Here is a 26118-nt window from a genome sequence, read left to right as displayed (position 1 = left end):
TCCGCTAGGTTAATCAGCAGGCAAATGAATATACATGCAGAGAAATTATGACACGCGTTCAGTTCAACCATCATCACCACCATCATCCTGACTAGTCTTTCAGGCGATGTGTGCTGGAAGACGTTTAGGATCTTCCAGTGGTGCAGAACGCAAATGGCCCCCGGAAGATCCTCTTCCGGGGGCTTTTTTTTGGCGGACTGCAACAGACAGGATAAATGAGAAGAGGACTGGAGAGATGTTAGATAACACCCGTTTACGCATAGCTATGCAAAAATCTGGCCGTTTAAGCGATGAGTCACGCGAGCTTCTGGCGCGCTGCGGCATTAAAATTAACCTGCAGCAACAGCGTCTGATCGCCTTCGCTGAAAACATGCCAATCGATATTTTGCGCGTGCGTGATGATGATATTCCCGGCCTGGTGATGGATGGCGTAGTGGATCTCGGCATCATTGGCGAAAATGTGCTGGAAGAAGAGTTGCTGACTCGCCGTGCGCAAGGTGAAGACCCGCGCTACTTTACTCTGCGTCGCCTTGATTTTGGCGGCTGCCGTCTGTCGCTGGCGATGCCGGTAGATGAGGAGTATACCGGCGTCCAGTGTCTGCAAAATACGCGTATTGCCACCTCCTATCCTCATCTGCTGAAGCAGTATCTTGATAAACAAGGCGTCGCTTTTAAATCCTGCCTGCTAAATGGCTCCGTTGAAGTCGCGCCGCGCGCGGGTCTGGCCGATGCGATCTGCGATCTGGTTTCTACCGGCGCCACGCTGGAGGCCAATGGCCTGCGTGAAGTGGAAGTGATTTATCGCTCGAAAGCGGTGCTGATCCAGCGCGACGGCGAGCTGTCAGCGGCGAAACAGGAGCTGGTGGATAAGCTGATGACGCGTATCCAGGGCGTGATCAAAGCGCGTGAATCAAAATACATTATGCTGCATGCGCCAAGCGACCGGCTGGAAGAGGTGATTGCGCTGCTGCCAGGTGCTGAACGTCCAACGGTGCTGCCGCTGGCAGGCGACCAAAGCCGCCTGGCGATGCACATGGTCAGCAGTGAGACGCTGTTCTGGGAAACCATGGAAAAATTAAAGGCGCTGGGCGCCAGTTCCATTCTGGTGTTGCCAATTGAGAAGATGATGGAGTAATGCCATGAGCCGCTTTGACACGCTTACAGACTGGCAGCAGTGCGACGAGGCGCAGCAGCAGGCGCTGCTGATGCGCCCTGCGATTTCCGCTTCCGATAACATTACGCAAACGGTGCGCTCGATCCTTGCCCGCGTCAGCGAAGCGGGCGATGCCGCGCTGCGTGAATATAGCGCCGCCTTTGATAAAACTCAGGTTGATGAACTGCGCGTTAGCGCGGCTCAGATTGCCGAAGCGGCTGCACGGCTTGACGATAACGTAAAGCAGGCGATGGCGGTGGCGGTAGCGAACATCGAAACCTTTCACCGCGCCCAGCAGCTGCCTGCGGTAGATATTGAAACCCAGCCGGGCGTGCGCTGTCAGCAGGTAACGCGCCCGATCCGCTCAGTGGGTCTCTATATTCCTGGCGGTTCAGCGCCGCTGTTCTCTACGGTACTGATGCTGGCAACGCCGGCACGCATTGCTGGCTGCGCACGCGTGGTGCTCTGCTCGCCGCCGCCGATTGCCGATGAGATCCTGTATGCCGCGCAGCTGTGTGGCGTAGAAGAAGTTTTTCAGGTCGGCGGCGCGCAGGCGATTGCCGCCCTCGCCTTCGGCACCGAATCGGTTCCGAAAGTAGATAAAATTTTTGGCCCCGGCAATGCCTGGGTGACCGAAGCCAAGCGCCAGGTCAGTCAGCGTCTGGATGGCGCTGCGATCGATATGCCTGCAGGCCCCTCTGAGGTGCTGGTGATTGCCGATGATGATGCCACGCCCGCTTTTGTTGCTTCTGATTTGCTGTCGCAGGCGGAACATGGTCCCGATTCACAGGTGATCCTGCTGACGCCGTCGCGCCGCCTGGCACAGGCGGTAGCAGAAGCGGTGGAAGCACAGCTGGAACAGCTGCCGCGCGCGGCCACCGCGCGTCAGGCATTAGCCAGCAGCCGACTGATCGTTGCCCGCGATCTGCAACAGTGCGTGGAGATTTCCAACCGCTACGGGCCAGAGCACTTGATTATCCAGACGCGCCAGCCGCGCGAGCTGGTGGATCAGATCACCAGCGCCGGTTCGGTGTTTCTCGGCGACTGGTCACCGGAATCGGCAGGTGATTACGCTTCCGGCACCAACCACGTATTGCCGACCTACGGCTATACCGCCACCTGCTCCAGCCTCGGTCTCGCTGATTTTCAAAAGCGCATGACGGTACAGGAGCTAACGCCGCAGGGTTTCCTGAATCTGGCCCCAACCATTGAGACGCTGGCTGCCGCCGAGCAGCTTATCGCCCATAAAAATGCTGTCACGCTGCGGGTCGCCGCGCTAAAGGAGCAAGCATGAGCCTGAATATTGCTGAATTAGCGCGCGCTAACGTGCGGGCGCTGACGCCCTATCAGTCGGCGCGTCGTCTCGGCGGCAACGGCGACGTCTGGCTGAACGCCAACGAATATCCGCTGCCGGTCCCGTTTGAAATGTCGCAAAACACGCTGAATCGCTATCCGGAGTGTCAGCCAGAGCAGGTGATCCGGCGTTACGCCGCCTATGCTGGCGTGACGCCGGATCAGGTGCTGGTGAGCCGTGGCGCGGATGAAGGTATTGAACTGCTGATCCGGGCTTTCTGCGAGCCAGGCCAGGACGCTATTCTGTTCTGCCCGCCCACTTACGGCATGTACAGCGTTAGTGCCGAAACTATCGGCGTGGAGTACCGCACCGTGCCGGCGCTGGATAACTGGCAGCTGAACCTGCCTGCGATCGCCGCTGCGCTGGATGGCGTAAAGCTGGTCTATATGTGCAGCCCGAATAATCCCACCGGCAACCTGATTGACCCGGAGGCAATTCGTCAGCTGCTGGAGATGACGCGCGGCAAAGCGCTGGTGGTGGCAGACGAGGCCTACATCGAATTTTGCCCCCAGGCGACGCTGGCAGGCTGGATTGCAGAGTACCCGCATCTTGTGGTATTGCGCACCCTGTCGAAAGCCTTTGCGCTGGCGGGACTGCGCTGCGGCTTTACGCTGGCCAACGCGGCGGTCATCGAGCTGCTACTGAAGGTGATTGCGCCCTACCCGCTCTCAACGCCGGTAGCCGATATCGCCGCGCAGGCGTTGAGCGACGACGGCATTACGCTGATGCGCCAGCATGTGGTTGAGCTAAATACTAACCGCGCCTGGCTGGCGACCGCTCTGACCAGGCTTTCCTGTGTGGAACAGGTGTTCCCCAGCGAAACCAACTATATTCTGGTGCGCTTTACTGACTCTCCGACGATATTTAAATCGCTGTGGGATCAGGGCATTATTCTGCGGGACCAGAACAAAAACCCGGGGCTCGCCGGATGCCTGCGCATTTCCATCGGTACCCGAAATGAGTGCGAGCGCCTGATCGCCGCACTGCAAGCCTTACCCGGCGCCGCCGGCATTGTGGAGCAAGCATGAGTCAGAAAACCCTTTTTATCGATCGCGACGGCACCCTTATCAGCGAACCCCCGCAGGATTTTCAGGTGGATCGCATGGAGAAGCTGGCCTTTGAACCTGATGTGATCCCGGCGCTGCTGGCGTTGCAGAAAGCCGGTTACCAGTTGGTGATGATCACCAACCAGGATGGCCTTGGCACTACCAGTTTCCCGCAGGCTGACTTTGACGGTCCGCACAACCTGATGATGCAGGTTTTTAACTCGCAGGGCGTGCGCTTTACCGATGTACTGATCTGTCCGCATCTGCCAGCGGATAACTGCGACTGCCGTAAGCCAAAAACCCAAATGGTGGAAGCCTGGCTGGCAGAAGGCGCGCTGGATAAGGCGCACAGCTATGTGATCGGCGATCGCGCCACCGATATCGAACTGGCGCAGAACATGGGTATTCAGGGATTACGCTACAGCCAGGACGGTCTGAACTGGAACGCCATCAGTCAAAAACTGACGCAGCGCGATCGCTACGCGAAGGTGAACCGCAATACCAAAGAGACGCAGATTGAAATCGAAGTCTGGCTGGATCGCGAAGGCGGCAGCAAAATCAACACCGGCGTTGGCTTCTTCGATCATATGCTGGATCAGATCGCTACGCATGGCGGCCTGCGTATGAACGTTGAGGTAAAAGGCGACCTGTATATCGACGATCACCACACGGTAGAGGATACCGGCCTGGCGCTGGGCGAGGCGCTGCTGAAAGCGCTGGGTGACAAGCGCGGCATCGGGCGCTTTGGCTTCGTGCTGCCGATGGATGAGTGCCTGGCGCGCTGCGCGCTGGATATTTCCGGCCGTCCGCATCTGGAGTTCAAGGCGGAGTTTAACTATCAGCGCGTCGGCGATCTCAGCACTGAGATGGTTGAGCACTTTTTCCGCTCCCTCTCCTATTCTATGGCCAGCACGCTGCATCTGAAAACCAAAGGCAAAAACGATCATCATCGTGTAGAAAGCCTGTTTAAAGCTTTTGGCCGCACGCTGCGCCAGGCGATTCGTGTAGAAGGCAACACCCTGCCGAGTTCGAAAGGAGTGCTGTAATGAACGTGGTGATCCTGGATACCGGCTGCGCCAACCTCTCGTCGGTAAAAGCAGCCATTCAACGCCTGGGCTATCAGCCGCAGGTTAGCCGCGAGGCGGATATTGTTCTGCAGGCAGACAAGCTTTTCCTGCCGGGTGTCGGCACGGCCCGGGCGGCTATGGATCAGCTACACGAACGTGATCTGGTGGATCTGATTAAAGCCTGCACGCAGCCTACTTTAGGTATCTGTCTGGGAATGCAGCTGCTCGGCAGCGGCAGCGATGAAAACGGCGGTGTAAAAACCTTAGGGATTATTGACCAGCCGGTAGATCTGATGAAAGACCAGGGTCTGCCGCTACCGCATATGGGCTGGAACCGCGTCACGCCGAAAGCGGGCGAGCATCTGTTCCGTGGCATTGAAGATAACAGCTGGTTTTATTTCGTCCACAGTTATGCGATGCCGGTTAACCCTTATACCATCGCCCAGTGTGACTATGGTCAGCCTTTTACCGCTGCGGTACAGAAAGATAATTTCTACGGCGTCCAGTTCCATCCTGAGCGTTCCGGCAAAGCGGGCGCGCAGCTGCTGAAAAACTTCCTGGAGATGTAAGGATGATTATCCCGGCGTTAGATTTGATTGATGGCAAAGTGGTGCGTCTGCATCAGGGAGATTACGGCCAGCAGCGCGATTACGGAAGCGATCCGTTGCCGCGTTTGCAGGATTATCAGCACCAGGGCGCGCAGCTGCTGCACCTGGTCGATTTAACCGGCGCGAAGGATCCGGCGGCGCGCCAGCTTACGCTGTTAAAACAGTTGCTGGCGGGCGTTGAGGTACCGGTACAGGTCGGCGGCGGCATTCGCAGCCGTGATGATGTCGCTGCGCTGCTGGAGGCGGGTGCCTCTCGCGTCGTGGTGGGTTCGACGGCGGTGAAACAGCCGGAAGACGTGCAGCGCTGGTTCAGCGAATTTGGCCCGCAGGCCATTGTGCTGGCGCTGGATGTGCGTATTGACGCCGCTAACCGCAAAGAGGTGGCGATCAGCGGCTGGCAGGAAGCGGCTGGCGTCACCCTGGAACAGGTTATTGAGCAGTTTCTGCCTTTTGGGCTGCAACATGTGTTATGCACCGATATTTCACGCGACGGCACGCTGAGCGGCTCGAACGTCTCGCTCTATCAGGCAGTGTCCGCACGTTTCCCGCAGGTGACTTTTCAGTCTTCCGGCGGCATCGGCTCGCTGGCTGATATCGCTGCCCTGCGCGGCAGCGGCGCGCAGGGCGTGATCGTTGGGCGTGCTTTGCTGGAAGACAAATTCACGGTTTCGGAGGCCATTACATGCTGGCAAAACGGATAATTCCCTGTCTTGATGTGCGCGATGGCCAGGTGGTTAAAGGCGTGCAGTTTCGCAATCACGAAATCATCGGCGACATTGTGCCGCTGGCGCAGCGCTATGCTGAGGAAGGCGCTGATGAACTGGTTTTTTACGATATCACCGCTTCCAGCGATGGCCGCGTGGTGGATAAAAGCTGGGTGGCGCGCGTAGCGGAAGTGATCGATATTCCGTTCTGCGTTGCTGGTGGCATTAAAAGCGCCGAAGACGCCGCACAAATTCTCTCATTTGGTGCCGACAAGATCTCAATTAACTCTCCGGCACTGGCCGATCCTGAACTGATTACACGGCTGGCGGACCGCTTTGGCGTGCAGTGTATGGTAGTGGGCATCGATACCTGGTATGACGAACAGAGCGGCAAATATCACGTTAATCAATATACCGGCGATGAAAAGCGCACCCGGGTGACCGGGTGGGAGACGCTGGAGTGGGTAGAGGAAGTACAAAAGCGCGGCGCTGGCGAAATCGTCCTGAACATGATGAACCAGGACGGCGTGCGTAACGGCTATGATTTGGTTCAGCTACAAAAAGTGCGTGAGGTATGCAAAGTGCCGCTTATCGCCTCTGGCGGCGCAGGCACCATGGCGCATTTTCTGGAAGCCTTTCGTGATGCTAACGTCGATGGTGCGCTGGCCGCTTCGGTATTTCATAAGCAGATTATCAATATCGGCGACCTGAAACGGTTTCTGATTGAACAAGGTGTGGAGATTCGCCCGTGTTAACAGAACAGCAGCTTTCCCAACTGGACTGGGAAAAAACCGGCGGCATGATGCCGGTGATAGTCCAACATCAGGTTTCCGGCGAAGTATTAATGCACGGCTATATGAACCCGGAAGCGCTTGAGAAAACCCTGCGCGAGCAGAAAGTCACCCTCTGGTCGCGCACCAAACAGCGCCTGTGGACCAAAGGCGAGACCTCTGGTCATTTCCTGAATGTGGTCAGCATCACGCCCGACTGCGATAACGATACGCTGCTGGTGCTGGCGAATCCCATTGGCCCCACCTGCCACCTTGGCACCACCAGCTGCTTCTCCCCTGCCGCCCCAGACTGGACATTTCTCTATCAGCTGGAACAGCTGCTGGCTGAACGCAAGCAGGCCGATCCCGACAGCTCTTACACCGCTAAGCTATACGCCAGCGGCACCAAGCGCATCGCACAAAAAGTGGGAGAAGAAGGCGTCGAGACCGCGCTGGCCGCTACGGTTAACGATCGTTATGAGCTAACCAACGAAGCCTCTGACCTGCTCTATCACCTGCTGGTGCTGTTACAGGATCAGAACCTCGACCTGAGCGCGATTATTAATAACCTGCGCGCGCGTCATAAGGCGTAAAACAAAAAACCGGCCTGCAGGCCGGTTTTTTTATCAGAAAGACTATTTACGCTGTCGGTAAGCTGAAGCCATATTGCGCCCCAGCACCACCGCCGAGCCGACAATCCCGCCTAACAGCACCGCCAGCACCAGCGTCAGGCCCTTTTTCGGGCTGTCGCGACGCATAGGTAAATCAGGTTCCATGATATAGCGGAACGACTGCAGGTTATCGACCTGGATTTTCAGATCCTTAATCAAGCGCAGCGCACGCTGGGTAGCATAATAACTATCGTCCAGCGGCAACGGCTTAGTCGCTTCGTTGGCAATTGATGAGGAGAGCGCCTTCGTCCCAAGCAGATAGAGCGTATCATCCGATAAGAATTCCGCCTGGGTCAGCTGCGATGAAGTAATACCGGCCCCTTCGGCTACTTTCAACGCCTGTTTTAATGCTTCGATACGCTGCTGTTTTTTATCTTCCGCCACCTTCATCTGCGAAGTCAGCGAGTCAGTTAACTCGCGGGTTTTAACAGCCATATTACGCTTGATATCGTTGCCGTAATCATCTACCACTTCGCTATTCACCAGCTTTATAAAATGCGTTACCTGCGCCTGAGCCTCTTTCGCGGTCTGCGCGGTAAACTTAACGCTTAACGGGTCATTCTGGCCTGCGTTAACCGGGCCGACTTTTAAATCCAGCGGCGCATCCAGGTTCTGCAGCGCGCCGGAAAGCGCAGTGATAGAAGCGTTAAAGCGGTTAAACAGCTGACGCTGAAGATCCGCAACGCCAGGTTTATCCTGAGGATACTGGGAATAGAGCACGTTAAGCGCGGCGTTATAGTTTGCTACCTGGCCCGCGCTGGGCTGAGTAATGATCGCTTCTGATGTCCATTTCTCTTTCGCAAAAAAGAGATACGCGATCGCCAGTAACAGAAACAGAATCACGGTGGCGATAATGATCTTTTTACCATTCCACAGCTGAGCCACAACATCCAGCAGGTCAAGCTCATCATCATTATTGTAAAAGGTCTGACGAAGTAAAGGCTGATCCGTAGTTGTCTTATTTTCTTGGTTCATGTTTCTGGTATGCCCAACTTATTAAATGAAAAGCGGAATGATAAACGCCAGGAAGAAAACAATAGCAAAAGGAACGTTAAAGAGTTATCTGAAATCAATAAAAAACCTCCCAATGGGAGGTTTTTTAGGCAAAACGGAATTAGTCCAGCCATTCAGTATGGAACACGCCGTCTTTATCGATACGTTTGTAGGTATGTGCACCAAAGTAGTCACGCTGCGCCTGGATCAGGTTCGCCGGCAATACTGCAGAGCGATAGCTGTCATAGTAGGCGATAGCGGCTGAGAAGGTTGGCGTTGGGATACCGTTCTGCACCGCGTAAGCGACTACGTCGCGCAGTGCCTGCTGATATTCATCAGCGATATTTTTGAAGTAAGGCGCCAGCAGCAGGTTCGCGATGTCCGGAGTATCTTTATAGGCATCGGTAATCTTCTGCAGGAACTGCGCACGGATGATGCAGCCAGCACGGAAGATTTTCGCGATTTCGCCGTAGTTCAGATCCCAGTTGTTTTCATCAGACGCGGCTTTCAGCTGAGAGAAGCCTTGCGCATAAGAGACGATTTTGCCCAGATAAAGCGCACGACGCACCTTCTCAACGAACTCAGCTTTATCGCCGCTGAACGCCTGGGCAGTCGGGCCGCTCAGAACTTTAGAGGCAGCAACGCGTTGGTTTTTCAGCGAGGAGAGGTAACGTGCGAATACAGACTCGGTGATCAGAGAGAGCGGCTCGCCCAGATCCAGCGAGCTCTGGCTGGTCCATTTACCGGTGCCTTTGTTCGCGGCTTCATCCAGGATTACATCAACCAGGTAGTTACCCTCTTCATCTTTTTTGGTGAAGATATCTTTGGTAATGTCGATCAGGTAGCTGCTCAGCTCGCCTTCGTTCCATTCGCTGAAGGTTTTCGCCAGGTCTTCGTTGCTCAGGCCTAGCGCATTTTTCAGCAGGGAGTAAGCTTCGGCAATAAGCTGCATATCGCCATATTCGATGCCGTTATGCACCATTTTCACATAATGACCTGCACCGTCCGGACCGATATAGGTTACGCAAGGCTCGCCTTCAGCACGTGCAGCAATTTTATCCAGAATCGGCGCAACCAGTTCGTAAGCTTCTTTCTGACCGCCAGGCATAATGGAAGGCCCTTTCAGCGCGCCCTCTTCGCCACCGGACACGCCGGTACCGATAAAGTTAAAGCCTTGCTCAGAAAGTTCTTTGTTACGACGAATGGTGTCTTTATAGAAGGTGTTACCGCCATCGATCAGAATGTCGCCTTTATCCAGATGCGGAGTCAGTGAAGCGATAGTTTTGTCGGTCGCTTCGCCCGCCTGCACCATCAGCAGGATACGACGCGGTTTTTCCAGCGAGTCAACGAACTCTTCAATGCTGTAGTAAGGCGCGAGTTTTTTGCCCGGGTTTTCGGCGATAACTTCATCTGTTTTTTCACGAGAACGGTTAAAGATGGATACAGTGTAGCCGCGGCTCTCAATGTTGAGTGCCAGGTTACGGCCCATCACCGCCATACCTACAACGCCGATCTGTTGCTTGGACATTATTTACTCCTGTCTTAGGGATACGTACAGTGACGCAATAAACATTGCGGACTTGCTCGATAATACTTTATATCGTACAAATATTTGAAGCTATCGGTGCGAAAAGAAAATTTGTTAATAGTACAAATGATAGTCAAGCGAAGAGTGATCGTCATAAATGCGATTAGTATAATGTGCCATACTGTTCACATATAATGCGCCACACATAGCGTTTTTGAGCGATATCCCTCATACTTTGTCCAATAGAATTATTATGTATAGAGAAACCTTTAATTTTATTTAATAAGTCATCCGCATCTTTAAAATAAATTGCCTTATTTTCCGTGGTAGCACGATTGTATGCACAATCATAGCAAAAAATAGGTTTAGAAAAGTGCATCATTTCAACCAGAGAAGGATTGGTTCCACCTGCGGAATGCCCATGCAGATATATTTCACAATTTGATCTCAATATCTTAAGCTTACCCACGTCATAGATGGGATCAATTAATTCAATGTTAGGAAATTTTGAATAATATTCCTTTAAATTTATGCCATATTGGCTATTAGACCAATTACCAATAAACTTAATGGCGTGATTTGCGTTTTTATAAGCTTCCAAAATCATCTCAACATTATTTTCGGGCTCAATACGGCAAAGGCCCAAATCATATTTACTTGTATGAGGGAACGCATTATTATTTTTTAACTCATTGGGTAAAATTGCATGATCTCCACCATACGCTATCACTTCACTTCCAACCCCATAGTGTTGAGAAAGATAGTCTGCTATGGCCTGATTATCTGCAATAATGACATCCGAGTATTTAACTGCCATCTTTTCCGAAAATTTAAGAAAAATTCGAGCCAACTTGCCCCATTTAGATCTTTTCCATTCAAGACCATCAATATTCGTAATAATTTTTGAATTAGAGATCTTTTTGATAATTGGCAGTACTATACACCCTGACACACCGAGGATAAGTATAGTATCAGGCTTAGTTTTTAAGCAGTGAAACAAAGAAAAAACATCATATAAAACGCTAGATATTCCATTTGCATCAAGAGGAACATATATTAACTTGGCATTATTATAAAAATTTTTCTTGTCCTTATAAGAATGAGAAGAACAATAAACTGAATATTCAACTAAGGATTCTTCAATGTTGTAGTGTGTAAGATTCTCGACCAACGATTCAAAACCACCATAACATGCAGGTATACCTACAGTTCCTACAATACTAACTTTTTTCATCAAAATACCGTATATATTGTTAATTACCCATTCTCCGAGATAAATGATCTTGCTTTCTACTATGTTCCATATAAAAAAGCAAGAAGAAGAGCGGAGAAAAATAAAAAACGTCTAGCAGATTAAAAAAAACAACACTATCTGTGAGCGCTTTGATAGGGAAAATCATGAACATTAAAGCTGTTATGAATTTTTTACGTTTAAAAAACAAATAAAAGACAATGAGAAAAAACAAAATCATCAATATAGTTGGGACAACTCCGAATAGAGAATGCAATAATATAAAAGAATTATGTGGATTATTATTTAGCATTTTTATTATCGGCATTTCATTAAAAGCTCTGCCAAAAAAAATATTGCTTTCGCTAAACCCAGTAAAATACTCATGATAAATAACACTTCGGGTCGTTTTTAAACCTTCTGAAAAATTAGTGTGCTTAATTAACACTTCATCAAAATCCGAAATGCCAGAAACAATAATTATTGGAAAAATAAGAAAAGACAAAAGTAAAACCAAGCGCCAACCAATATACGAATAGATTGTAACAAAAAACAACAAAGTGCCTAATATTATTCCAGTTCGCCCTTTAAGAAAAAAACAAATAATAAGACAAACAAATGACAACGTTAAATTTCTTTTTTTATTTTTTGATAATAAAATAGCTGATACAGCGGGAAAAATAACATATGCAGCCACAATATTTCTACTTGCTTCAAAAAATATCTTATTTTCATCACCCGTCATCAAATATCTAAAGATGATAATTACTAATGTAATCAAAAAGACGTGATAGAAATATTTATTGTAATCAAGTAAAGCCAAGCAATAACTAACTAAAATAAATGTTAAACCAGAAAAAACAACAAAAACCTTCAATTTCCAGTTCTCATTGGGTGATAAACAAGCAAATAAGAAAAAAACAGCAACTAAAAAAAAGGCGGTAAATATAACAACAGGATGGAAAGTAACTCTATTTTTAAAAAAATAAAAAACGCAAAATAAAAAAAAACTAACAGTCAAGAATTGCCGAACCAAAATGCCGTCAAAAGTAAGAGAAAACAAATAAACCAAAGTTAAAATAAAAAAAACAATCTTATTCGTAAGGTTTTTATTAGCTTCAATTGAATAGCTAAAGTGCATTATTATCCTCCTCAATCAGGAGAGATAAAATTTTGGCTTCAAATTGTTTATGCATTAAATTGTTTTCATAAAAAAAGCGGCCAGCATCCGCTATTTTCTGCAGATTGTAAGTTCCCTTAACCATATCTTTCAGCATCAACGCGAATTTCATAGCATCATTATGTTCAATTAAAAAACCATTTATTTTATGATCAATGATTTCTGCAGCTCCTCCATGATTAGTACTAATGACAATACGCCGAGCTCTCAATCCTTCAATAACTGTCGTAGGGAAAGGATCGCTCATTTGAGAAGGAATAAGAACAACATCATAATTCAGTATTTTCAAATCAGCATCTGCCACAAACCCCTTCAGGCATAAACACTCTTCAAGCTCATTTCGTTTAATATAATCTCTATATTCATTAAATAAGTGTATTCTATTAGGAGGCGCATCTCCATACACATCGACTTTGATAGTAATCCCATAAGCATCTCGTAAAATCTTAATTGCATCTGCAAGAAACCAATGTCCTTTTTCATGCATAATCCGCCCGACGATAGCAAATTTAAGATTTTGGGGTGGTCTAATTTTCCCCAAAAAATAATTTTTAGGCAAATTTTCAATACCATTCCATAGTACAATCGATTTATCTGTGTAATTATTTCCATCGGTGTATTTTTTTACAACATTTGAGACACATATAATTTTGTCTGCATACTTTCTAACCAATGAAGCTAATAAACGCCCCTCTATTTTATGCGACTGATTCTCATGGCAATGTATATAGTTTTTAAACCCGTACATATGTAATATTAAACAAACAAAACCTGCAGCATAAGTATTGATATAAAAAATCGATTCTTTATAATTTTTGCGAGAACAAAAAACAAGCTTACTAAATTTAATGATATCTGAAAGAAAAGATAGTAAACCTGAAAAAGAAATAATCCGACTATGGACAACAGGTATACTTTCAACCTGTTTATAAATTATTCTATCAGTACAAATATTTCTCCCTTCTAATAAAGCAGAAAGCCCAGCATGGCTTTTTTTATACCATACTTCAACATTAGCTTTTCTAGATAATGCAGATACCACATAGGAAAGTATTTTAGTAGCACCGTACAAGTCGTCTATAGGATGAACAATAGTAATTTTTTTCATATAATTAATATTCTATATTTCCTGGAATGATACCAACCTTCTTTGCCAGCACTGGAAAAGGCTGCGTTCCAAATATATCCACACGACAACTCATTTGTTGATAGACAGCACTGGAATAAACTGTCGCAGCGACTTCTGGTGGACTATTAAAGAGTAATATTTGTGCAGGTAACTTTGTATTAACTAAATCACAGCCATACAATGTTGCATAATTTGTAATTTCTCTTGGGTGTGGCTTGATACATATGTCTTCCAAGTTAAAAATCTGAAGATAATAGTCAATAATGAAACTATAAATCTCTCTTTTATCATGCTCAGAAATCAAATTATCTTCAGAAAAGGGTTGAGTAAAAATCACTACTTTTTTAAATTTAGGAAAGCTATGCTCATTAAAAAGATAAAGTAATTTATTGATTTGCTCAGAACTTAAGTTTTCCCAATGACTTTTCATACATATAATTGACGATTTAATTTTTAATTGTTTGGGGACGGGCATTAAACCAGTTAAAATAACTTTTTTTACACAATTATTAAAACCGTACTTACCTCCGATATCACCAATCAACATTTTTTTTAATATTTTTTTTAATTTTGACTCTTTTTTTTCAGAGGGTGTCAAGTAATTTGCAGTACCATCTTCAAGTAAAATAAAATTATTATTAACGAACATCCCACTAAAGTAGAGATGATCGTGACCATAATATTTCACAATACCCTTAGTTATGCTCTTAAATTTACGTATCTTAAAATACCAATAATAAAAAACCTTTAACAAAAGAGCAACTTTTCTACTATGACCATTAAAAGATGGAAAAACAATTTTATTTTTTATACGTGAAGATACTTCATAAGGTATATCCTCTGAAAAAACAAATAGAGTATTATCAAATTCATCAGGACATAGTAAAAAGTATAAAAACAAGCCATGTATGTTATTAACTACGCAAATTGAATTAGGAGAACTAATATTTTTTCCATTATACATTTTTAAAAAACCTTTCCCCAGGGCATAAGTTTGGTTCGTCGAACCAAATAAAAGGTACCAATAAATCGGCTAGCCATGCATATCGCAAAAGATATTGCTGCACTAATAAGACCGAATTTAGGGACGAAATAAAAAAGCAAACAAACATTTATGATTCCACTACTTAAAGAAACCATGGCTAACTTTCCTGTCTCTTTAGTATAAAAAAGATAATTTGTTACCATAAGGTACATACCAAGAAAGCACTGCCCCAAACATAGCCAACCAATTATATTAGTTGCGGCGATATATTTATTCCCTGCAATAAAGATAAGCAGTGGTGGGGCAATAAAAAAAGATAAAACGCCCCCTAAACCTAAAATAAAAAAGTAAATCTTTGTAAAAAAGACTATCTTTTTTTTCTTTTCTTTATCATCTTCAGCCAAGGCTTTAAAAATCCATGGAACAAAAGCTTTATTCATTGCATCAAAAACAATAACTAATCCCATACTCAACTGAACTGCAACCATATAGATACCAGCCTGAGATGGCCCAAGATAGCGATTAACTATAAAACGGTCGATTGAACTAACCAGAAACATTCCAAAAACATGCGGTACTAGAGGCAGACCAAACAATAATGCTTCCGATATATTTTTTTTAACAGGAATATTAATACTTATTAATTTATCATTAAACAAAAAATAAAGGGAGAAGAATGCAAAAAGAGATGTCGTCAGCATTAACGCATCTACTCTACCTTGAGCACCTTTATTAAAATAAATAACTAAAATTATAGTTAACAAGACCAGAAATATACTTTGCCCAACTTGTAACAGACCATACTTTATAGGCAGATCGCGTATCTGCCATTGATTCAATCGAAACTGTATTATGTAATTCAATGAAGCGACTAAAATACCTACTAATATCCATTGTTCTGGAATAGAAAAAAAATTTACAGTTTGCCTTTGGAAAACAAAAAAAAACGAAACGGTAAACAAAGCGCTAAAAAAAAGAATTACTAAACAAGCATTATTAAATTTCTTGATTTCATCTGTATCACCTTCATCAAAAAAACGTCTTGCCGCAGCACCGACTGTATTAATACCAATAAAAGCGGCTAATCCTGTAACTAACGTTTGAAAAATTGCCACCTCACCGTACTCTTTAGTGCTGAGATACCGAGTCAAAACTGGTAATAAAAGAAAGGGAGCTAAAGCGCTAATTATATTAGATAATAGATAAACAGACGACTTTTTAAATAAAGACATTTTTACGTCCAGAAATTAAAAATTATCATTTTTTTTAATTAGAATTTCTGCCAACTTGAAATCAAGCTCGGTATCAATATCAACAGAATCATATTCATCCATAATATAAGCGAAACTACCTTGAGTGTATAACTCATTAAGTTTCCCAACAAAAGCCCTATCAAATATATAGATTGCCCCATTTATTCGATAATATATCTCTTGTTCCTGACTGCGCTTCGTATAATCAGGCTTAATAAATCCATCAAGAGATAAATTTGATGGTAATTTATTACACAATTGAATTGGATGTGAGATCTTACAAACGGAAATAACTGTCCGAGCGCGCTTTTCTCTAAAAACTGCAGCAGCTTCTAAAATGTGCTGTGCTGTACGTAACGGCGAAGTAGGCTGAAGAAGTGTAATCAGGTTGATACGCTCACCTGCTGCTTCGATATTTTCAACCAGATGCGTTATTACATCATTAGTTGTAGCCTCATCTGTGGCTAAATGTGAAGGCCGAAGAAAAGGTACTTCCGCACCGTGATAACGGGCTATAGTAGCAATATTTTCACAATCAGTACTGACTATAATGTTATCAAAAATCCCAGATTTCTTTGCGGCTTCAATTGTCCATGCTATGAGTGGCTTGTTATTTAATAACCTTATATTTTTACCCTGCAATCTTTTACTGCCACCCCTTGCAGGAATAATTGCTATGTTACCTTTCACTTGAATAAACCTTTTACATCGTCTTGTGCTTTAACAAAATCATCCATACGACCGATATCTAGCCAGTATTCGTGCAATGGAAACATCATCACCTCTTTTCCCTTCACCATCTGTTGTTCTAACAGAGTAGGCATATCTATCTTTCTGTTAATTTCCACAGTGCGATAAAGCTCTGATGAAACCACATAGATTCCTGCATTAACAAAATATTTATGCACTGGTTTTTCAATCATACTGCTAATCCGTAGGCCATCTCCATTAACAACACCATATGGAACTTGGTATTCGTATTCACGCACACACATAGTAGCGATACCGCCTTGCTCGTTATGAAAGGCTAGTAGTTTTTCAGGCTCAAGGGTTGTCAGTATATCGCCATTGATCATTATCAAAGGTAAATCAGGTAGATTATCAGGTAAGAGGCCTAGTGCACCACCAGTCCCCAGTGGAGACACTTCATGCACATAACTAATGTTAATACCCCATTTACCACCATCTCCAAAATAATTTGTTATTTGCTCAGGCATATAATGAGTAGAAATATAAAAATTAACAAAACCTGACTGTGAGAATTGATTGATTAGGATTTCAAGTATGGGCTTATTACCTACATACAACATAGGTTTAGGGCAACTATCAGTCAAAGGCTTCAAGCGAGTACCAAAGCCACCAGCCATTATAAAAACTGGGTTTTTATAATGTGCAATAATCGGCGATTGTTCCAGGAGCTCGAGTCCCCTCAATATCCCAGTATGTTTTTCGATTAACGGAACAGAAAGAATGCCCTTCTCGTTCATTATTCGAACAAGCATATTTCTATTACTGTCAGGCGATGCAGTAATGGGATTAGGATTCATAATAATTGTTACAGGTTCTTCAAGGCTAATATTATTTAATATAGCCCGTCTTATGTCCCCATCAGTTACTACTCCAAGAAGCTTGCTTTTTTCGTCAACAATTAGAACAATACGTAATGCCTCTTTATCTAGAATTGATAGGGCCTGTTTGAGGGTAGCCCCAGGAGATAAAAGCACTTTTTTCCAGTTCTTACTCATTCTATTGTCTTATCCTTTTCTTTCTGCAATAATGCCACGAGGAGGATAACTTATTGAATTGGCAGGTAAATCTTTAGTTAGAACTGCACCTGCGCCTAAAATGGCATTTTTGCCGACTTTTATTCCTTGAATGATACATGCACCAGTTCCTATATGAACGCCATCATCAAGGATAGTTGATCCACTTAAAACGACTCCTGGTGCAATATGAGAGTGTGCACCAATAATACAATCGTGCTCTATAATAGAGCCTGTATTGATAATAGCGTTAGATTTTATGAGCGCACCGTTTTGAATGATTACATTATGCAAAATTTGTGCACCGTCTTCTATAAATGCATAAGGCGATACAATCGCATGTGGTGATACAACAGATATAAAATCAAACCCTAACTCTCTATATTTTTCATAAATATTCTTTCTTAGATTGACTCCTGGTATCGAACCAATTCCATTAATTAAGCTATACTCTTTGGGGTGACAATTTTTAACAAAGTAATTATCATCCCAACATTGCATCCCTTTAAAACAGAATCTTAAACTTTTCTCTGGGGAAATTAAAGCTGTCACAGTTACATTGAGACATTGCAATATATCAAAAATTGCTGCTGCATGACCACCTGCCCCAATAATGACAACTTTTTTATTCATTGAAAAGCATACCTTTTTTATAGTTTTGACTTGATGGCTTGCCACATAAAGACCAAAAGTCATATGGACTCATCCCATTCCCTGGCCTTTTTATATCAATATCTTTAGGGTTTATGATTTCGCCTTGTAAAATATCCCTGGCAGCAACCAAACTTTTGCGAGCTATATCTTTATTTTTTATTTCGCTTGGCTGTGGTCCTTTTAAACCCGAGCCTAACGCTATTTCAGTATTTCTCACAGCTTGCACCATAGCCCTTAACTCGGATGGCTCTAATGATGCTTGATGATCAGGCCCTTCCATACTTTTATCTAAAGTAAAATGCTTTTCAATGAGCACTGCGCCTCGTGCTGTTGCCGCTATAGGAATAGTTATTCCTTCGCTATGGTCTGAATACCCAACTTTTAATTTAAAAGCCTGATGCAATGTATCCATGGCGCACAAATTAATTTCATCAAAAGGTGCAGGGTATTCTGTTGTACAATGTAACAGCATTACCTTTTCTTTTAACAACTTTTGCCCTTTCTCAGAATAGTAAGCCTCCTGAAATGCTTTAACAGAAGGTAAAGTACTAACATCATTTAGTAGACCAAAAGCAATTACAGACAAGGCTTGCTCTATTTCTGCCAGCGTAGCCATTCCCGTCGATACTATTAAATCACAACCTGTTTGCGCATGTTTTAGTACAAATGGAGCATTGGTTAATTCCCCTGATGGGATTTTTAATGTTTTTAATTTAAGATCATCCACTAAAAAGGCCAGGCTTTCATTATCAAAGGCTGTTGAAAGAAACTCTATATTACGTTCAACACATTTATTTATAAGTTTAAGATGCACCTCATAAGGTAACTCTAAACGTTCAAGCATCGCAAGTTGGCTTTCAGCTTTTCCTGTGTTTTTTGTTTGATAATCAGCTTGTCTTGCTGCTTCTGTAACAATATTTTTAGCTTTGAAAGTTTGAAATTTAACAACATCAGCACCAGCGTCTGCCGCTGCATCAATCAACTTTAGTGCAATATCTTTATTACCATTATGGTTAACACCTGCTTCAGCAATAATTTTAATCATATTTCGATTCCGGAATATCATGAAATTTCTTGACAACATCTAGTTTTATTTGTTTTAGATGAAATAATATATTCTTACTTACATCACCTGAACCGTAAGGGTTGTCATAAATTGCTTCATGTTTACAGACAAGGGATTTATTGATTGCTTTAACAATACTTGCTTTATTGGCCAAGCAATGAAAAACGCTTTTAGCTGCAAGGCGCCCTTGCTGTCGAACACCAATATTTACCGTGGGTAATCTTAATGCTGGAGCTTCTATTAGTGCACTGGACGAATTACCAATAACACAGGATGCATACTTTAGCGATGAAAGGTACCTTTTAAAACCTAAACTAGGAACAATGCAAACACGGTTCACATTTTTTTTGCCAAAATGATCAATTAAAGGAATAATACTTCTCCCTCCATCATCTGCGTTAGGATAAGTAAAAATAACTTTATAATTAGGAAACTCTTCTAATGCCCCCAGCAATTCTTTTATCGTTTTTTCTGCTGGCTCATTTTCTAGCGTAACCGGATGATAAGTAACAATGAAATATGGTAAATCAAGCGAGAAGTTTAGTGATGCCTGTAATTCTTCCCTGGACATCAACGTAGTTCTTTGCACATGGTCTAAACCAATAGCTCCTGTATTGAATACTCGCTTAGGCTCCTCACCGAGCTGTATTATCCGATTATAATGTTCTTTACTGGACGTGAAATGGTATTGACTCAATTTAGTAATAGCATGTCTAATAGCATCATCATAAGCACCCTGTGTAATTTCCCCACCGTGAATATGAGCGATAGGTATACGCTTCAGCATCGCTGCCTGAGCTATAGCTAATGCTTCATAACGGTCACCGAGGATTACAATTATATCTGGTTGTAATCTTTCAAGAGCATCCGCAAAACCAATCAATGCCAGCCCTATGCTCTTTATAACACCAGTTGGAGAATTCGAGGACAGGAGCATTTCTACTTTTTCGTTAATTATAAAACCGTCTTCGATGATATGCTTATACGTATAACCAAACTCAGGAGAGAGATGCGTTCCAGAGACCAAAAGTTGCAATTCTGTTTCCGTATCAGCCTGAATATCCTTCATTAACCAATAAAGTAATCCATACTCAGCTCGTGTGCCTGTAAAAACGCATATTTTTCTCATATTGAAAGTTCCACAGGTGTGCTTGGTAGGTTTACGACACGCTCCTCCAACCATTGAGAATTTTGCAAATCATCACGAAGCCCAGATGAAAACATTGGCAATCGGTGCATGAGCTGCCAAATTGGTCGCGTCATAACTTCTGCACTATTAGTGATGCGAATAAATTCATCACGGTACTCTTTATCAGGACAAATTATAGCGTTGAGCCAATAATTAGACTGTGCATAAGATGGCTCTTTAACACACTGAACCTCACTATTTTCGAAAAAATTATGATAAGATTGTGCAAGTTCACGTTTTAATTCAAGAAAGGTGTTTAATTTTTCCATTTGAGCACAACCTAACGCAGCGTTTATATTAGGTAACCGATAGTTAAAACCTGGTTCATCATGATAAAATTCGTAAGGATGTGGCTGTTTTGCCGTCGTGGTAATATGCTTTACATGTTTACCTCCTTCTAAGTCTTTACATAACACCATACCTCCACCACCGGTTGTGATAATTTTATTTCCGTTGAAACTTAAAGCGGAAAAGCATCCATAAGTACCGGTATGTTTTCCCTTATAAAATGACCCTAAGCTTTCTGCTGCATCTTCAACAAGCGCAATGCCCCACTCATTACATATTTGGCTTAATTCATCTAATCTAGCGGGATGTCCAAATGTATGCATTGGAACAATAGCTTTAATTGTTTGCCCACTATATTTATAACGACACCCTTTTTCGTCACGCTCAGCATTATTTTCTAACCACATTTTAACGCTATTTGGTGACAAGCTTAGCGTTTCACGATCAACATCCAGAAATACTGGTTTTGCCCCCATATGATAAAGTGCATTACAGGTTGCAACAAATGTCAGAGCTTGCGTGATAACTAAATCATTTGCCCTAACGCCTGCTGCGTATAGCGCTACATGCAAAGCTGCGGTTCCATTAACGGTTGCCACCGCTTTTGCTGTCCCAGTAAAAATTCCCACCTGCTCTTCAAAACGATGCACAAATGCACCAACGCTGGAAACATAAGTCGAGTCAATGGTTTCTAATACATATTTCCTCTCAATGTTACTGAATGTAGGCGCGTGAAGAGGAATAAATTGTTTAGTTTTATAAATATCTCTAATAAAGTTAACTATATCGTCATTCATGATAAATTCCTACATTTTACTATCGAGATACTTTCCTGTTTCTTTATGCGAAAAATCAGGAATCATATAATTGAATAACTTAACGATATCATCTTTATTCCAATTTTTATTTTCTTGCATCTTTAATATTTCTTTTTCGAAAACCTTTAATTTTTCCTCATCATAAAACAAGTCATTTTTAATAACCCCCATAGTTTCATATTTATTATTATCAACTTGCTCCTTTTCAGTAAAAAACTCTTCATATGTTTTTTCGCCCGTGGTGTCGCTGCCAGTAAAGAAGCAAGGCCACTTTTTATTACTTATGGCTTCAGACATCGCGCCTCTGGCTTCATCTTCCGTATCACATATTAAAGGTTGAAATCCCTGGCGCTGTAGGTACTTTTGTGCAATTTCTGAGAATGTAATAAGATGCTCATTTTCATTAAGCTTAGGAAAAAAAATGTCGCGATTTTCACCGAATATACACGACATCAAGCAAAGCTCGCCTGATTCTTGAGGCGTAACAAAATAGCGTCTTATATCGTTTGGCGCAACGATAGGTTGTTTTTTTTGAATGCGCTGATTAAACCCATACAAAAGAGATCCGTCAGAAAAAGCAACGTTAGCAAACCGAGCAGTAGAAATTTTAATTCTTTCACTAGCGCGAAACAAAAACATTTCCATAATTCTCTTAGATGCCCCCATCATATTTACTGGGTTAGCAGCTTTATCTGTTGAAACACAGAAATACTTTTTTACGCCCTTAGTTATAGACTGTTTTATTGTTTTTTCAGTATTAAATACATTAACACCTATCATTCGCATTAGTGTATAAGGATCTTTTTCACTTCTGACATGTTTTAGTGCTGATAAATTAAGAACATAATCATATTGACCATCGCTTTCAATAAAAGCGTCATACTCAATGCTTCCTATATCAAGGGCGTAAGTTTTAAAATCACCTTCAATGTAACCAAATGAGCTCCTGATATCTCTAACTAACTCCACCAGATTATTTTCACTAATATCGACAACATGAAGTTTTAATGGGTTTCTTTTAAATATTTCTTTAGTCACGGCTTGACCAATTGAGCCTGCACCGCCTAAAACCAAAAAACGGCCTGAAGAAATAGCTGCCATTAATTTTTTTTCAGATTTTTTTATGTCATTATCAAATAATGGATTATTTCTACCAATCAGTTCCAAAACATTAATCATAGTGGTTCACTTTTTATCTCTTAAGTTAACTAATTTATCTTTAATTTCGCATAAGCGAGGAAGGCGTGTATCTTTCAATGATAATATAGGCGCACCTTCCAGTGGCCATTCAATATTAATATCGTTATCATTCCAAATAATCCCCCCTTCATTTTCTGGCGAGTAATAATTAGTTGTTTTATATAAAAATTCTGCAGTTTTACTTAAAACTAAAAATCCATGTGCAAAGCCTTCAGGGATCCAAAGCTGCCTTTTATTTTCTTCTGAAAGAAATACCGCAACCCATTGAGCATATGTAGGTGAGTTTACTCTTATATCAACAGCAACGTCATAAACTTCACCACGTACACAACGTACTAGTTTTCCCTGAGCATATTTCCCATTTTGAAAATGTAACCCTCGCAATACTCCTTTTTGAGATTTTGAATGGTTATCCTGTACAAAACTAATTGGCTTACCTACTGCTTCTTCAAAATCTTGTTGATTAAAACTTTCGTAAAAGAAGCCTCTTTCATCCCCAAACACTTTTGGTTCAAATATAATTACATCAGGAATTTCGGTTTTGGTAAAAGCCATTTGTTAACCTTTTACAATTCTTTGAAGGTATTTTCCATAATTATTCTTGCTCAGTTTCTCTGCAAGTATATTTAGCTGTTCTGCGCTAATAAAACCTTTTCTAAATGCAATCTCTTCCGGGCATGAAACTTTCAAGCCCTGACGCTCTTCAATAGTCTGAATAAAATTACTTGCTTCTATCAGGCTCTGGTGAGTTCCCGTATCAAGCCAGGCATAACCGCGCCCCATCATAGCTACAGACAGTTTTCCCTGAGCCATATAAAGATTATTGATATCTGTAATTTCCAGCTCGCCACGTGGGGATGGCTTCAACTGTTTTGCCATTTCAACGACGCGATTGTCATAGAAGTAAAGCCCAGTGACAGCATAATTACTTTTTGGCTGAACTGGCTTCTCTTCCAGTGAGATCGCTTTACCGCTGGTATCAAACTCGACTACGCCATAACGCTCAGGATCGTTGACATGATAGGCGAACACTGTTGCTCCGCTTTCCTGACTTACTGCTGCTTCCAGTTCTTTCGGCAAATCGTGGCCATAAAAAATATTATCACCTAGTACTAATGCGACATTATCCCTGCCAATAAACTCTTCGCCAATAATGAAGGCCTGGGCCAGACCGTCCGGACTTGGCTGGACTTTATACTGCAGATTAAGTCCCCACTGACTACCATCACCCAGCAATTGTTCAAAACGTGGCGTATCCTGCGGTGTACTGATAATCAAAATGTCTCTGATCCCTGCCAGCATTAACGTACTGATAGGGTAATAGATCATTGGCTTATCGTAGATAGGCAGCAGTTGTTTGCTTACAGACATGGTTACAGGATAGAGGCGCGTCCCAGAGCCGCCAGCCAGAATAATTCCTTTACGTTTCATATTACTGTCTCAAATTTGTTTTAATGACGTTTCAGAGGCTCTGCCCCATCACAGCGTAATGCTAAACAATTCATCAAGCATACGGCCAACACCCCGCGTCCAGTGCGGCAAAGTTAGCTCAAAAGTCCGCTGAAACTTGTCGCAGTTCATGCGAGAGTTATTGGGTCGCCGCGCCGGCGTGGGATACGCTGTAGTTTGAACAGCGTTAACTGTCCTTACGGCAAGCTCGGTGTGCTTTTCAACACTATTCAATACATATTGCGCATACTCATGCCAGGTTGTTTCGCCAGCAGCAGCCAGGTGATAAATCCCCGCAACGTCTGGTTTTTGTCGTGCCTGCATAAGCGCATAAGCGGTGCAATCGGCTAACAGTTCAGCACTGGTCGGGGCACCGTACTGATCGTTAATGACAGCCAATATCTCTTTCTGTTTGCCCAATCGGATCATCGTCTTGGCAAAGTTATTGCCGCGCGAGGCGTAAACCCAACTGGTACGGAAGATAAGGTATTTATTACAGACCCTGGCAATGCGATGTTCACCTTCAAGCTTAGTCTGCCCGTACACATTAAGTGGAGCTGCATTATCCGTTTCCTGCCAGGGCGTATTACCCCCTCCCGGAAAAACATAATCTGTTGAGTAATGAACCAGCCAGGCACCGCATGCAGCAGCGGCTTCAGCCATAACGCCTGGCGTAACGCTGTTAACTATATGGGCGGTTTCGGCGTCGCTTTCTGCTTTATCAACAGCTGTATAGGCCGCAGCATTAACGATAATATCAGGCTTGATCGATAAGATGGTTTGCCGAATGCCCTCGGGATTCAGTAAATCGCCACAGTAGTCGGTTGAGCGTGAATCCAGAGCAATAAGTTCACCCAACGGCGCTAAAGCGCGCTGTAATTCCCATCCTACCTGACCATTTTTACCAAACAGCACGAGCTTCATTATTTTCTATCCTTGTAATTATTTTCCATCCAGCTCTGGTAAGCGCCGCTTTTGACATTGGTAATCCACGTTTCATTGTTCAAATACCACTGAACCGTTTTACGAATGCCGCTTTCAAAGGTTTCCTGCGGTTTCCACCCCAGCTCATGCTGAATTTTGCTGGCGTCAATGGCATAACGACGGTCGTGTCCGGGACGATCGGCAACGAAGGCTATTTGTTCACGATAGCGTCCCTGCGCTTTAGGCCGCAGCTCATCCAGCAGGTCGCAAATAGTTTCCACTACTTCAATATTCTTTTTCTCGTTATGCCCACCAATATTATACGTTTCGCCAACCTCGCCACGTGTCACTACGGTATAAAGTGCACGCGCATGGTCTTCAACATACAGCCAGTCACGAATTTGATCGCCTTTGCCATATACCGGCAGCGGCTTGCCTTCAAGGGCATTCAGAATGATCAGTGGGATCAATTTTTCCGGGAAATGATACGGCCCGTAGTTGTTTGAACAGTTCGTTACGATCGCAGGCAAGCCGTAAGTCCGCTGCCACGCACGTACCAGATGATCGCTGGAGGCTTTTGAGGCTGAATAAGGACTGCTCGGGGCATAGGCGGTAATTTCGGTAAAGAGCGGAAGCATTGCTTGCTGCTCCTTGACCTCATCTGGATGCGGCAAATCGCCGTACACTTCATCTGTTGAAATGTGGTGAAAGCGGAATGCAGCTTTACGCTCCGCTTCCAGCGTCGACCAGTATTGGCGAGCCGCTTCGAGTAAAGTATAAGTGCCGACAATGTTGGTTTGAATAAACTCAGCCGGTCCGGTAATAGAGCGATCGACATGGCTTTCCGCTGCAAGGTGCATGACTGCATCTGGCTGGTGTTCGGTAAACACACGATCCATAGCAGCCCGGTCACAAATATCTGCCTGAACGAAACAGTAACGCGGGCTATCTGCAACTTCGTCTAAAGAGGAAAGGTTGCCCGCGTATGTTAATTTATCAATATTGATTGCTTCGTCTTGCGTATTTTTAATAATGTGACGAACCACAGTAGAACCAATAAAGCCTGCCCCACCGGTAATTAAAATTTTCACTATG

27 protein-coding genes and 1 other annotated feature are annotated in these 26118 nt (G+C 43.8%); of the genes, 9 read left to right on the top strand and 18 right to left on the bottom strand.

The window, feature by feature from the left end; translation table 11 throughout:
* Positions 1 to 47: 47 nt before the first annotated feature.
* The 9 genes from hisL (at position 48) to hisIE (ending at position 7295) form a co-directional block, all read left to right on the top strand.
* Positions 48 to 95, top strand: a complete 48-nt coding sequence (hisL, locus tag ACQE3Y_RS02770; RefSeq protein WP_100396937.1) for a his operon leader peptide — start codon at positions 48 to 50, stop codon at positions 93 to 95.
* Positions 71 to 191, top strand: a sequence feature (His leader region). Its footprint overlaps the gene before it by 25 nt.
* A 44-nt stretch (positions 192 to 235) precedes the next feature.
* Entirely contained in the window at positions 236 to 1135 is a 900-nt protein-coding gene (hisG, locus tag ACQE3Y_RS02765) for an ATP phosphoribosyltransferase (protein ID WP_426972062.1), read from the top strand.
* A 4-nt stretch (positions 1136 to 1139) separates the two neighbouring features.
* Positions 1140 to 2447, top strand: a complete 1308-nt coding sequence (hisD, locus tag ACQE3Y_RS02760; RefSeq protein WP_426972061.1) for a histidinol dehydrogenase — start codon at positions 1140 to 1142, stop codon at positions 2445 to 2447.
* The gene (gene hisC, locus ACQE3Y_RS02755) at positions 2444 to 3535 is read left to right on the top strand and encodes a histidinol-phosphate transaminase (protein ID WP_426972060.1); all 1092 of its coding nucleotides are present in this window, start codon (positions 2444 to 2446) and stop codon (positions 3533 to 3535) included. The genes hisD and hisC overlap by 4 nt, the downstream gene beginning before the upstream one ends.
* Entirely contained in the window at positions 3532 to 4599 is a 1068-nt protein-coding gene (hisB, locus tag ACQE3Y_RS02750) for a bifunctional histidinol-phosphatase/imidazoleglycerol-phosphate dehydratase HisB (protein WP_426980814.1), read from the top strand. Before hisC ends, hisB begins: the two co-directional genes overlap by 4 nt.
* Positions 4599 to 5189, top strand: a complete 591-nt coding sequence (gene hisH, locus ACQE3Y_RS02745) for an imidazole glycerol phosphate synthase subunit HisH (protein WP_250650300.1) — start codon at positions 4599 to 4601, stop codon at positions 5187 to 5189. Before hisB ends, hisH begins: the two co-directional genes overlap by 1 nt.
* A gap of 2 nt (positions 5190 to 5191) precedes the next feature.
* Positions 5192 to 5929 (top strand): 1-(5-phosphoribosyl)-5-[(5-phosphoribosylamino)methylideneamino]imidazole-4-carboxamide isomerase, encoded by a 738-nt coding sequence (gene hisA / locus ACQE3Y_RS02740; protein WP_426980813.1) that lies wholly within the window; start codon positions 5192 to 5194, stop codon positions 5927 to 5929.
* Positions 5911 to 6687, top strand: a complete 777-nt coding sequence (hisF, locus tag ACQE3Y_RS02735; RefSeq protein ID WP_426980812.1) for an imidazole glycerol phosphate synthase subunit HisF — start codon at positions 5911 to 5913, stop codon at positions 6685 to 6687. The genes hisA and hisF overlap by 19 nt, the downstream gene beginning before the upstream one ends.
* Positions 6681 to 7295, top strand: a complete 615-nt coding sequence (gene hisIE, locus ACQE3Y_RS02730; protein ID WP_426980811.1) for a bifunctional phosphoribosyl-AMP cyclohydrolase/phosphoribosyl-ATP diphosphatase HisIE — start codon at positions 6681 to 6683, stop codon at positions 7293 to 7295. The genes hisF and hisIE overlap by 7 nt, the downstream gene beginning before the upstream one ends.
* 42 nt (positions 7296 to 7337) lie before the next feature.
* Here hisIE and wzzB read toward each other — a convergent pair whose 3' ends face one another.
* From wzzB to rfbB, 18 genes are all read right to left on the bottom strand, one after another.
* Positions 7338 to 8348: an LPS O-antigen chain length determinant protein WzzB gene (gene wzzB, locus ACQE3Y_RS02725; RefSeq protein WP_426980810.1), complete on the bottom strand. Its 1011-nt coding sequence runs from the start codon at positions 8346 to 8348 to the stop codon at positions 7338 to 7340.
* 139 nt (positions 8349 to 8487) lie between these two features.
* Positions 8488 to 9894 carry an NADP-dependent phosphogluconate dehydrogenase gene (gene gndA / locus ACQE3Y_RS02720; RefSeq protein ID WP_426980809.1) on the bottom strand — a complete coding sequence of 469 codons (1407 nt, stop codon included), beginning with the start codon at positions 9892 to 9894 and terminating at the stop codon, positions 8488 to 8490.
* A gap of 163 nt (positions 9895 to 10057) precedes the next feature.
* Positions 10058 to 11128, bottom strand: coding sequence for a DUF1972 domain-containing protein (locus ACQE3Y_RS02715; protein ID WP_426980808.1), 1071 nt, complete (start codon positions 11126 to 11128; stop codon positions 10058 to 10060).
* Between the two features lie 19 nt (positions 11129 to 11147).
* Complete coding sequence (locus ACQE3Y_RS02710) at positions 11148 to 12266, bottom strand: hypothetical protein (protein WP_426980807.1); 1119 nt, start codon at positions 12264 to 12266, stop codon at positions 11148 to 11150.
* Positions 12256 to 13413 carry a glycosyltransferase family 4 protein gene (locus tag ACQE3Y_RS02705; RefSeq protein ID WP_426980806.1) on the bottom strand — a complete coding sequence of 386 codons (1158 nt, stop codon included), beginning with the start codon at positions 13411 to 13413 and terminating at the stop codon, positions 12256 to 12258. The genes ACQE3Y_RS02710 and ACQE3Y_RS02705 overlap by 11 nt, the downstream gene beginning before the upstream one ends.
* A gap of 4 nt (positions 13414 to 13417) precedes the next feature.
* Positions 13418 to 14398 carry a polysialyltransferase family glycosyltransferase gene (locus tag ACQE3Y_RS02700; RefSeq protein ID WP_426980805.1) on the bottom strand — a complete coding sequence of 327 codons (981 nt, stop codon included), beginning with the start codon at positions 14396 to 14398 and terminating at the stop codon, positions 13418 to 13420.
* A gap of 2 nt (positions 14399 to 14400) precedes the next feature.
* Complete coding sequence (locus ACQE3Y_RS02695) at positions 14401 to 15651, bottom strand: lipopolysaccharide biosynthesis protein (protein WP_426980804.1); 1251 nt, start codon at positions 15649 to 15651, stop codon at positions 14401 to 14403.
* A gap of 15 nt (positions 15652 to 15666) precedes the next feature.
* On the bottom strand, positions 15667 to 16362 hold the full coding sequence (locus tag ACQE3Y_RS02690; RefSeq protein ID WP_426980803.1) for a cytidylyltransferase domain-containing protein: 696 nt from the start codon (positions 16360 to 16362) through the stop codon (positions 15667 to 15669).
* The gene (locus tag ACQE3Y_RS02685; protein WP_426980802.1) at positions 16359 to 17417 is read right to left on the bottom strand and encodes a nucleotidyltransferase family protein; all 1059 of its coding nucleotides are present in this window, start codon (positions 17415 to 17417) and stop codon (positions 16359 to 16361) included. Before ACQE3Y_RS02685 ends, ACQE3Y_RS02690 begins: the two co-directional genes overlap by 4 nt.
* Positions 17418 to 17426: 9 nt before the next feature.
* Positions 17427 to 18068 carry an acetyltransferase gene (locus tag ACQE3Y_RS02680; protein WP_426980801.1) on the bottom strand — a complete coding sequence of 214 codons (642 nt, stop codon included), beginning with the start codon at positions 18066 to 18068 and terminating at the stop codon, positions 17427 to 17429.
* A complete protein-coding gene (gene neuB / locus ACQE3Y_RS02675) occupies positions 18061 to 19134 on the bottom strand; it encodes an N-acetylneuraminate synthase (protein WP_426980799.1) in 1074 nt (357 codons plus the stop codon). The genes ACQE3Y_RS02680 and neuB overlap by 8 nt, the downstream gene beginning before the upstream one ends.
* Entirely contained in the window at positions 19127 to 20284 is a 1158-nt protein-coding gene (gene neuC, locus ACQE3Y_RS02670) for a UDP-N-acetylglucosamine 2-epimerase (RefSeq protein ID WP_426980798.1), read from the bottom strand. The genes neuB and neuC overlap by 8 nt, the downstream gene beginning before the upstream one ends.
* Complete coding sequence (locus ACQE3Y_RS02665; RefSeq protein ID WP_426980797.1) at positions 20281 to 21429, bottom strand: LegC family aminotransferase; 1149 nt, start codon at positions 21427 to 21429, stop codon at positions 20281 to 20283. The genes neuC and ACQE3Y_RS02665 overlap by 4 nt, the downstream gene beginning before the upstream one ends.
* A 9-nt stretch (positions 21430 to 21438) precedes the next feature.
* On the bottom strand, positions 21439 to 22629 hold the full coding sequence (locus tag ACQE3Y_RS02660) for a UDP-N-acetylglucosamine 4,6-dehydratase (RefSeq protein WP_426980796.1): 1191 nt from the start codon (positions 22627 to 22629) through the stop codon (positions 21439 to 21441).
* Between the two features lie 6 nt (positions 22630 to 22635).
* Positions 22636 to 23205 carry a dTDP-4-dehydrorhamnose 3,5-epimerase gene (gene rfbC / locus ACQE3Y_RS02655; RefSeq protein ID WP_426980795.1) on the bottom strand — a complete coding sequence of 190 codons (570 nt, stop codon included), beginning with the start codon at positions 23203 to 23205 and terminating at the stop codon, positions 22636 to 22638.
* 3 nt (positions 23206 to 23208) lie between these two features.
* Complete coding sequence (rfbA, locus tag ACQE3Y_RS02650) at positions 23209 to 24081, bottom strand: glucose-1-phosphate thymidylyltransferase RfbA (RefSeq protein ID WP_426980794.1); 873 nt, start codon at positions 24079 to 24081, stop codon at positions 23209 to 23211.
* 48 nt (positions 24082 to 24129) lie between these two features.
* On the bottom strand, positions 24130 to 25023 hold the full coding sequence (gene rfbD, locus ACQE3Y_RS02645; protein ID WP_426980793.1) for a dTDP-4-dehydrorhamnose reductase: 894 nt from the start codon (positions 25021 to 25023) through the stop codon (positions 24130 to 24132).
* Entirely contained in the window at positions 25023 to 26114 is a 1092-nt protein-coding gene (gene rfbB / locus ACQE3Y_RS02640) for a dTDP-glucose 4,6-dehydratase (RefSeq protein WP_426980792.1), read from the bottom strand. The genes rfbD and rfbB overlap by 1 nt, the downstream gene beginning before the upstream one ends.
* Positions 26115 to 26118: the final 4 nt, after the last annotated feature.

The sequence above is a fragment of the Pantoea sp. FN0305 genome (assembly GCF_050113845.1).
Lineage (GTDB): Bacteria > Pseudomonadota > Gammaproteobacteria > Enterobacterales > Enterobacteriaceae > Mixta > Mixta alhagi.
The sequence above is the reverse complement of the archived record's forward strand: the minus strand, read 5'-3'. Positions and strand labels throughout refer to the sequence as shown.

Bases quoted from the DNA above. Each gene is read 5' to 3' on its own strand.
- ACQE3Y_RS02715 (WP_426980808.1), bottom strand. From the start codon at position 11,128: ATGAAAAAAGTTAGTATTGTAGGAACTGTAGGTATACCTGCATGTTAT.
- hisF (WP_426980812.1), top strand. From the start codon at position 5,911: ATGCTGGCAAAACGGATAATTCCCTGTCTTGATGTGCGCGATGGCCAG.
- ACQE3Y_RS02685 (WP_426980802.1), bottom strand. From the start codon at position 17,417: ATGAGTAAGAACTGGAAAAAAGTGCTTTTATCTCCTGGGGCTACCCTC.
- wzzB (WP_426980810.1), bottom strand. From the start codon at position 8,348: ATGAACCAAGAAAATAAGACAACTACGGATCAGCCTTTACTTCGTCAG.
- ACQE3Y_RS02695 (WP_426980804.1), bottom strand. From the start codon at position 15,651: ATGTCTTTATTTAAAAAGTCGTCTGTTTATCTATTATCTAATATAATT.
- ACQE3Y_RS02660 (WP_426980796.1), bottom strand. From the start codon at position 22,629: ATGATTAATGTTTTGGAACTGATTGGTAGAAATAATCCATTATTTGAT.
- rfbC (WP_426980795.1), bottom strand. From the start codon at position 23,205: ATGGCTTTTACCAAAACCGAAATTCCTGATGTAATTATATTTGAACCA.
- hisA (WP_426980813.1), top strand. From the start codon at position 5,192: ATGATTATCCCGGCGTTAGATTTGATTGATGGCAAAGTGGTGCGTCTG.
- ACQE3Y_RS02705 (WP_426980806.1), bottom strand. From the start codon at position 13,413: ATGAAAAAAATTACTATTGTTCATCCTATAGACGACTTGTACGGTGCT.
- hisB (WP_426980814.1), top strand. From the start codon at position 3,532: ATGAGTCAGAAAACCCTTTTTATCGATCGCGACGGCACCCTTATCAGC.
- neuB (WP_426980799.1), bottom strand. From the start codon at position 19,134: ATGATTAAAATTATTGCTGAAGCAGGTGTTAACCATAATGGTAATAAA.
- hisG (WP_426972062.1), top strand. From the start codon at position 236: ATGTTAGATAACACCCGTTTACGCATAGCTATGCAAAAATCTGGCCGT.
- ACQE3Y_RS02665 (WP_426980797.1), bottom strand. From the start codon at position 21,429: ATGAATGACGATATAGTTAACTTTATTAGAGATATTTATAAAACTAAA.
- ACQE3Y_RS02710 (WP_426980807.1), bottom strand. From the start codon at position 12,266: ATGCACTTTAGCTATTCAATTGAAGCTAATAAAAACCTTACGAATAAG.
- hisD (WP_426972061.1), top strand. From the start codon at position 1,140: ATGAGCCGCTTTGACACGCTTACAGACTGGCAGCAGTGCGACGAGGCG.
- rfbA (WP_426980794.1), bottom strand. From the start codon at position 24,081: ATGAAACGTAAAGGAATTATTCTGGCTGGCGGCTCTGGGACGCGCCTC.
- ACQE3Y_RS02700 (WP_426980805.1), bottom strand. From the start codon at position 14,398: ATGTATAATGGAAAAAATATTAGTTCTCCTAATTCAATTTGCGTAGTT.
- rfbD (WP_426980793.1), bottom strand. From the start codon at position 25,023: ATGAAGCTCGTGCTGTTTGGTAAAAATGGTCAGGTAGGATGGGAATTA.
- gndA (WP_426980809.1), bottom strand. From the start codon at position 9,894: ATGTCCAAGCAACAGATCGGCGTTGTAGGTATGGCGGTGATGGGCCGT.
- hisC (WP_426972060.1), top strand. From the start codon at position 2,444: ATGAGCCTGAATATTGCTGAATTAGCGCGCGCTAACGTGCGGGCGCTG.
- ACQE3Y_RS02680 (WP_426980801.1), bottom strand. From the start codon at position 18,068: ATGAATAAAAAAGTTGTCATTATTGGGGCAGGTGGTCATGCAGCAGCA.
- neuC (WP_426980798.1), bottom strand. From the start codon at position 20,284: ATGAGAAAAATATGCGTTTTTACAGGCACACGAGCTGAGTATGGATTA.
- hisH (WP_250650300.1), top strand. From the start codon at position 4,599: ATGAACGTGGTGATCCTGGATACCGGCTGCGCCAACCTCTCGTCGGTA.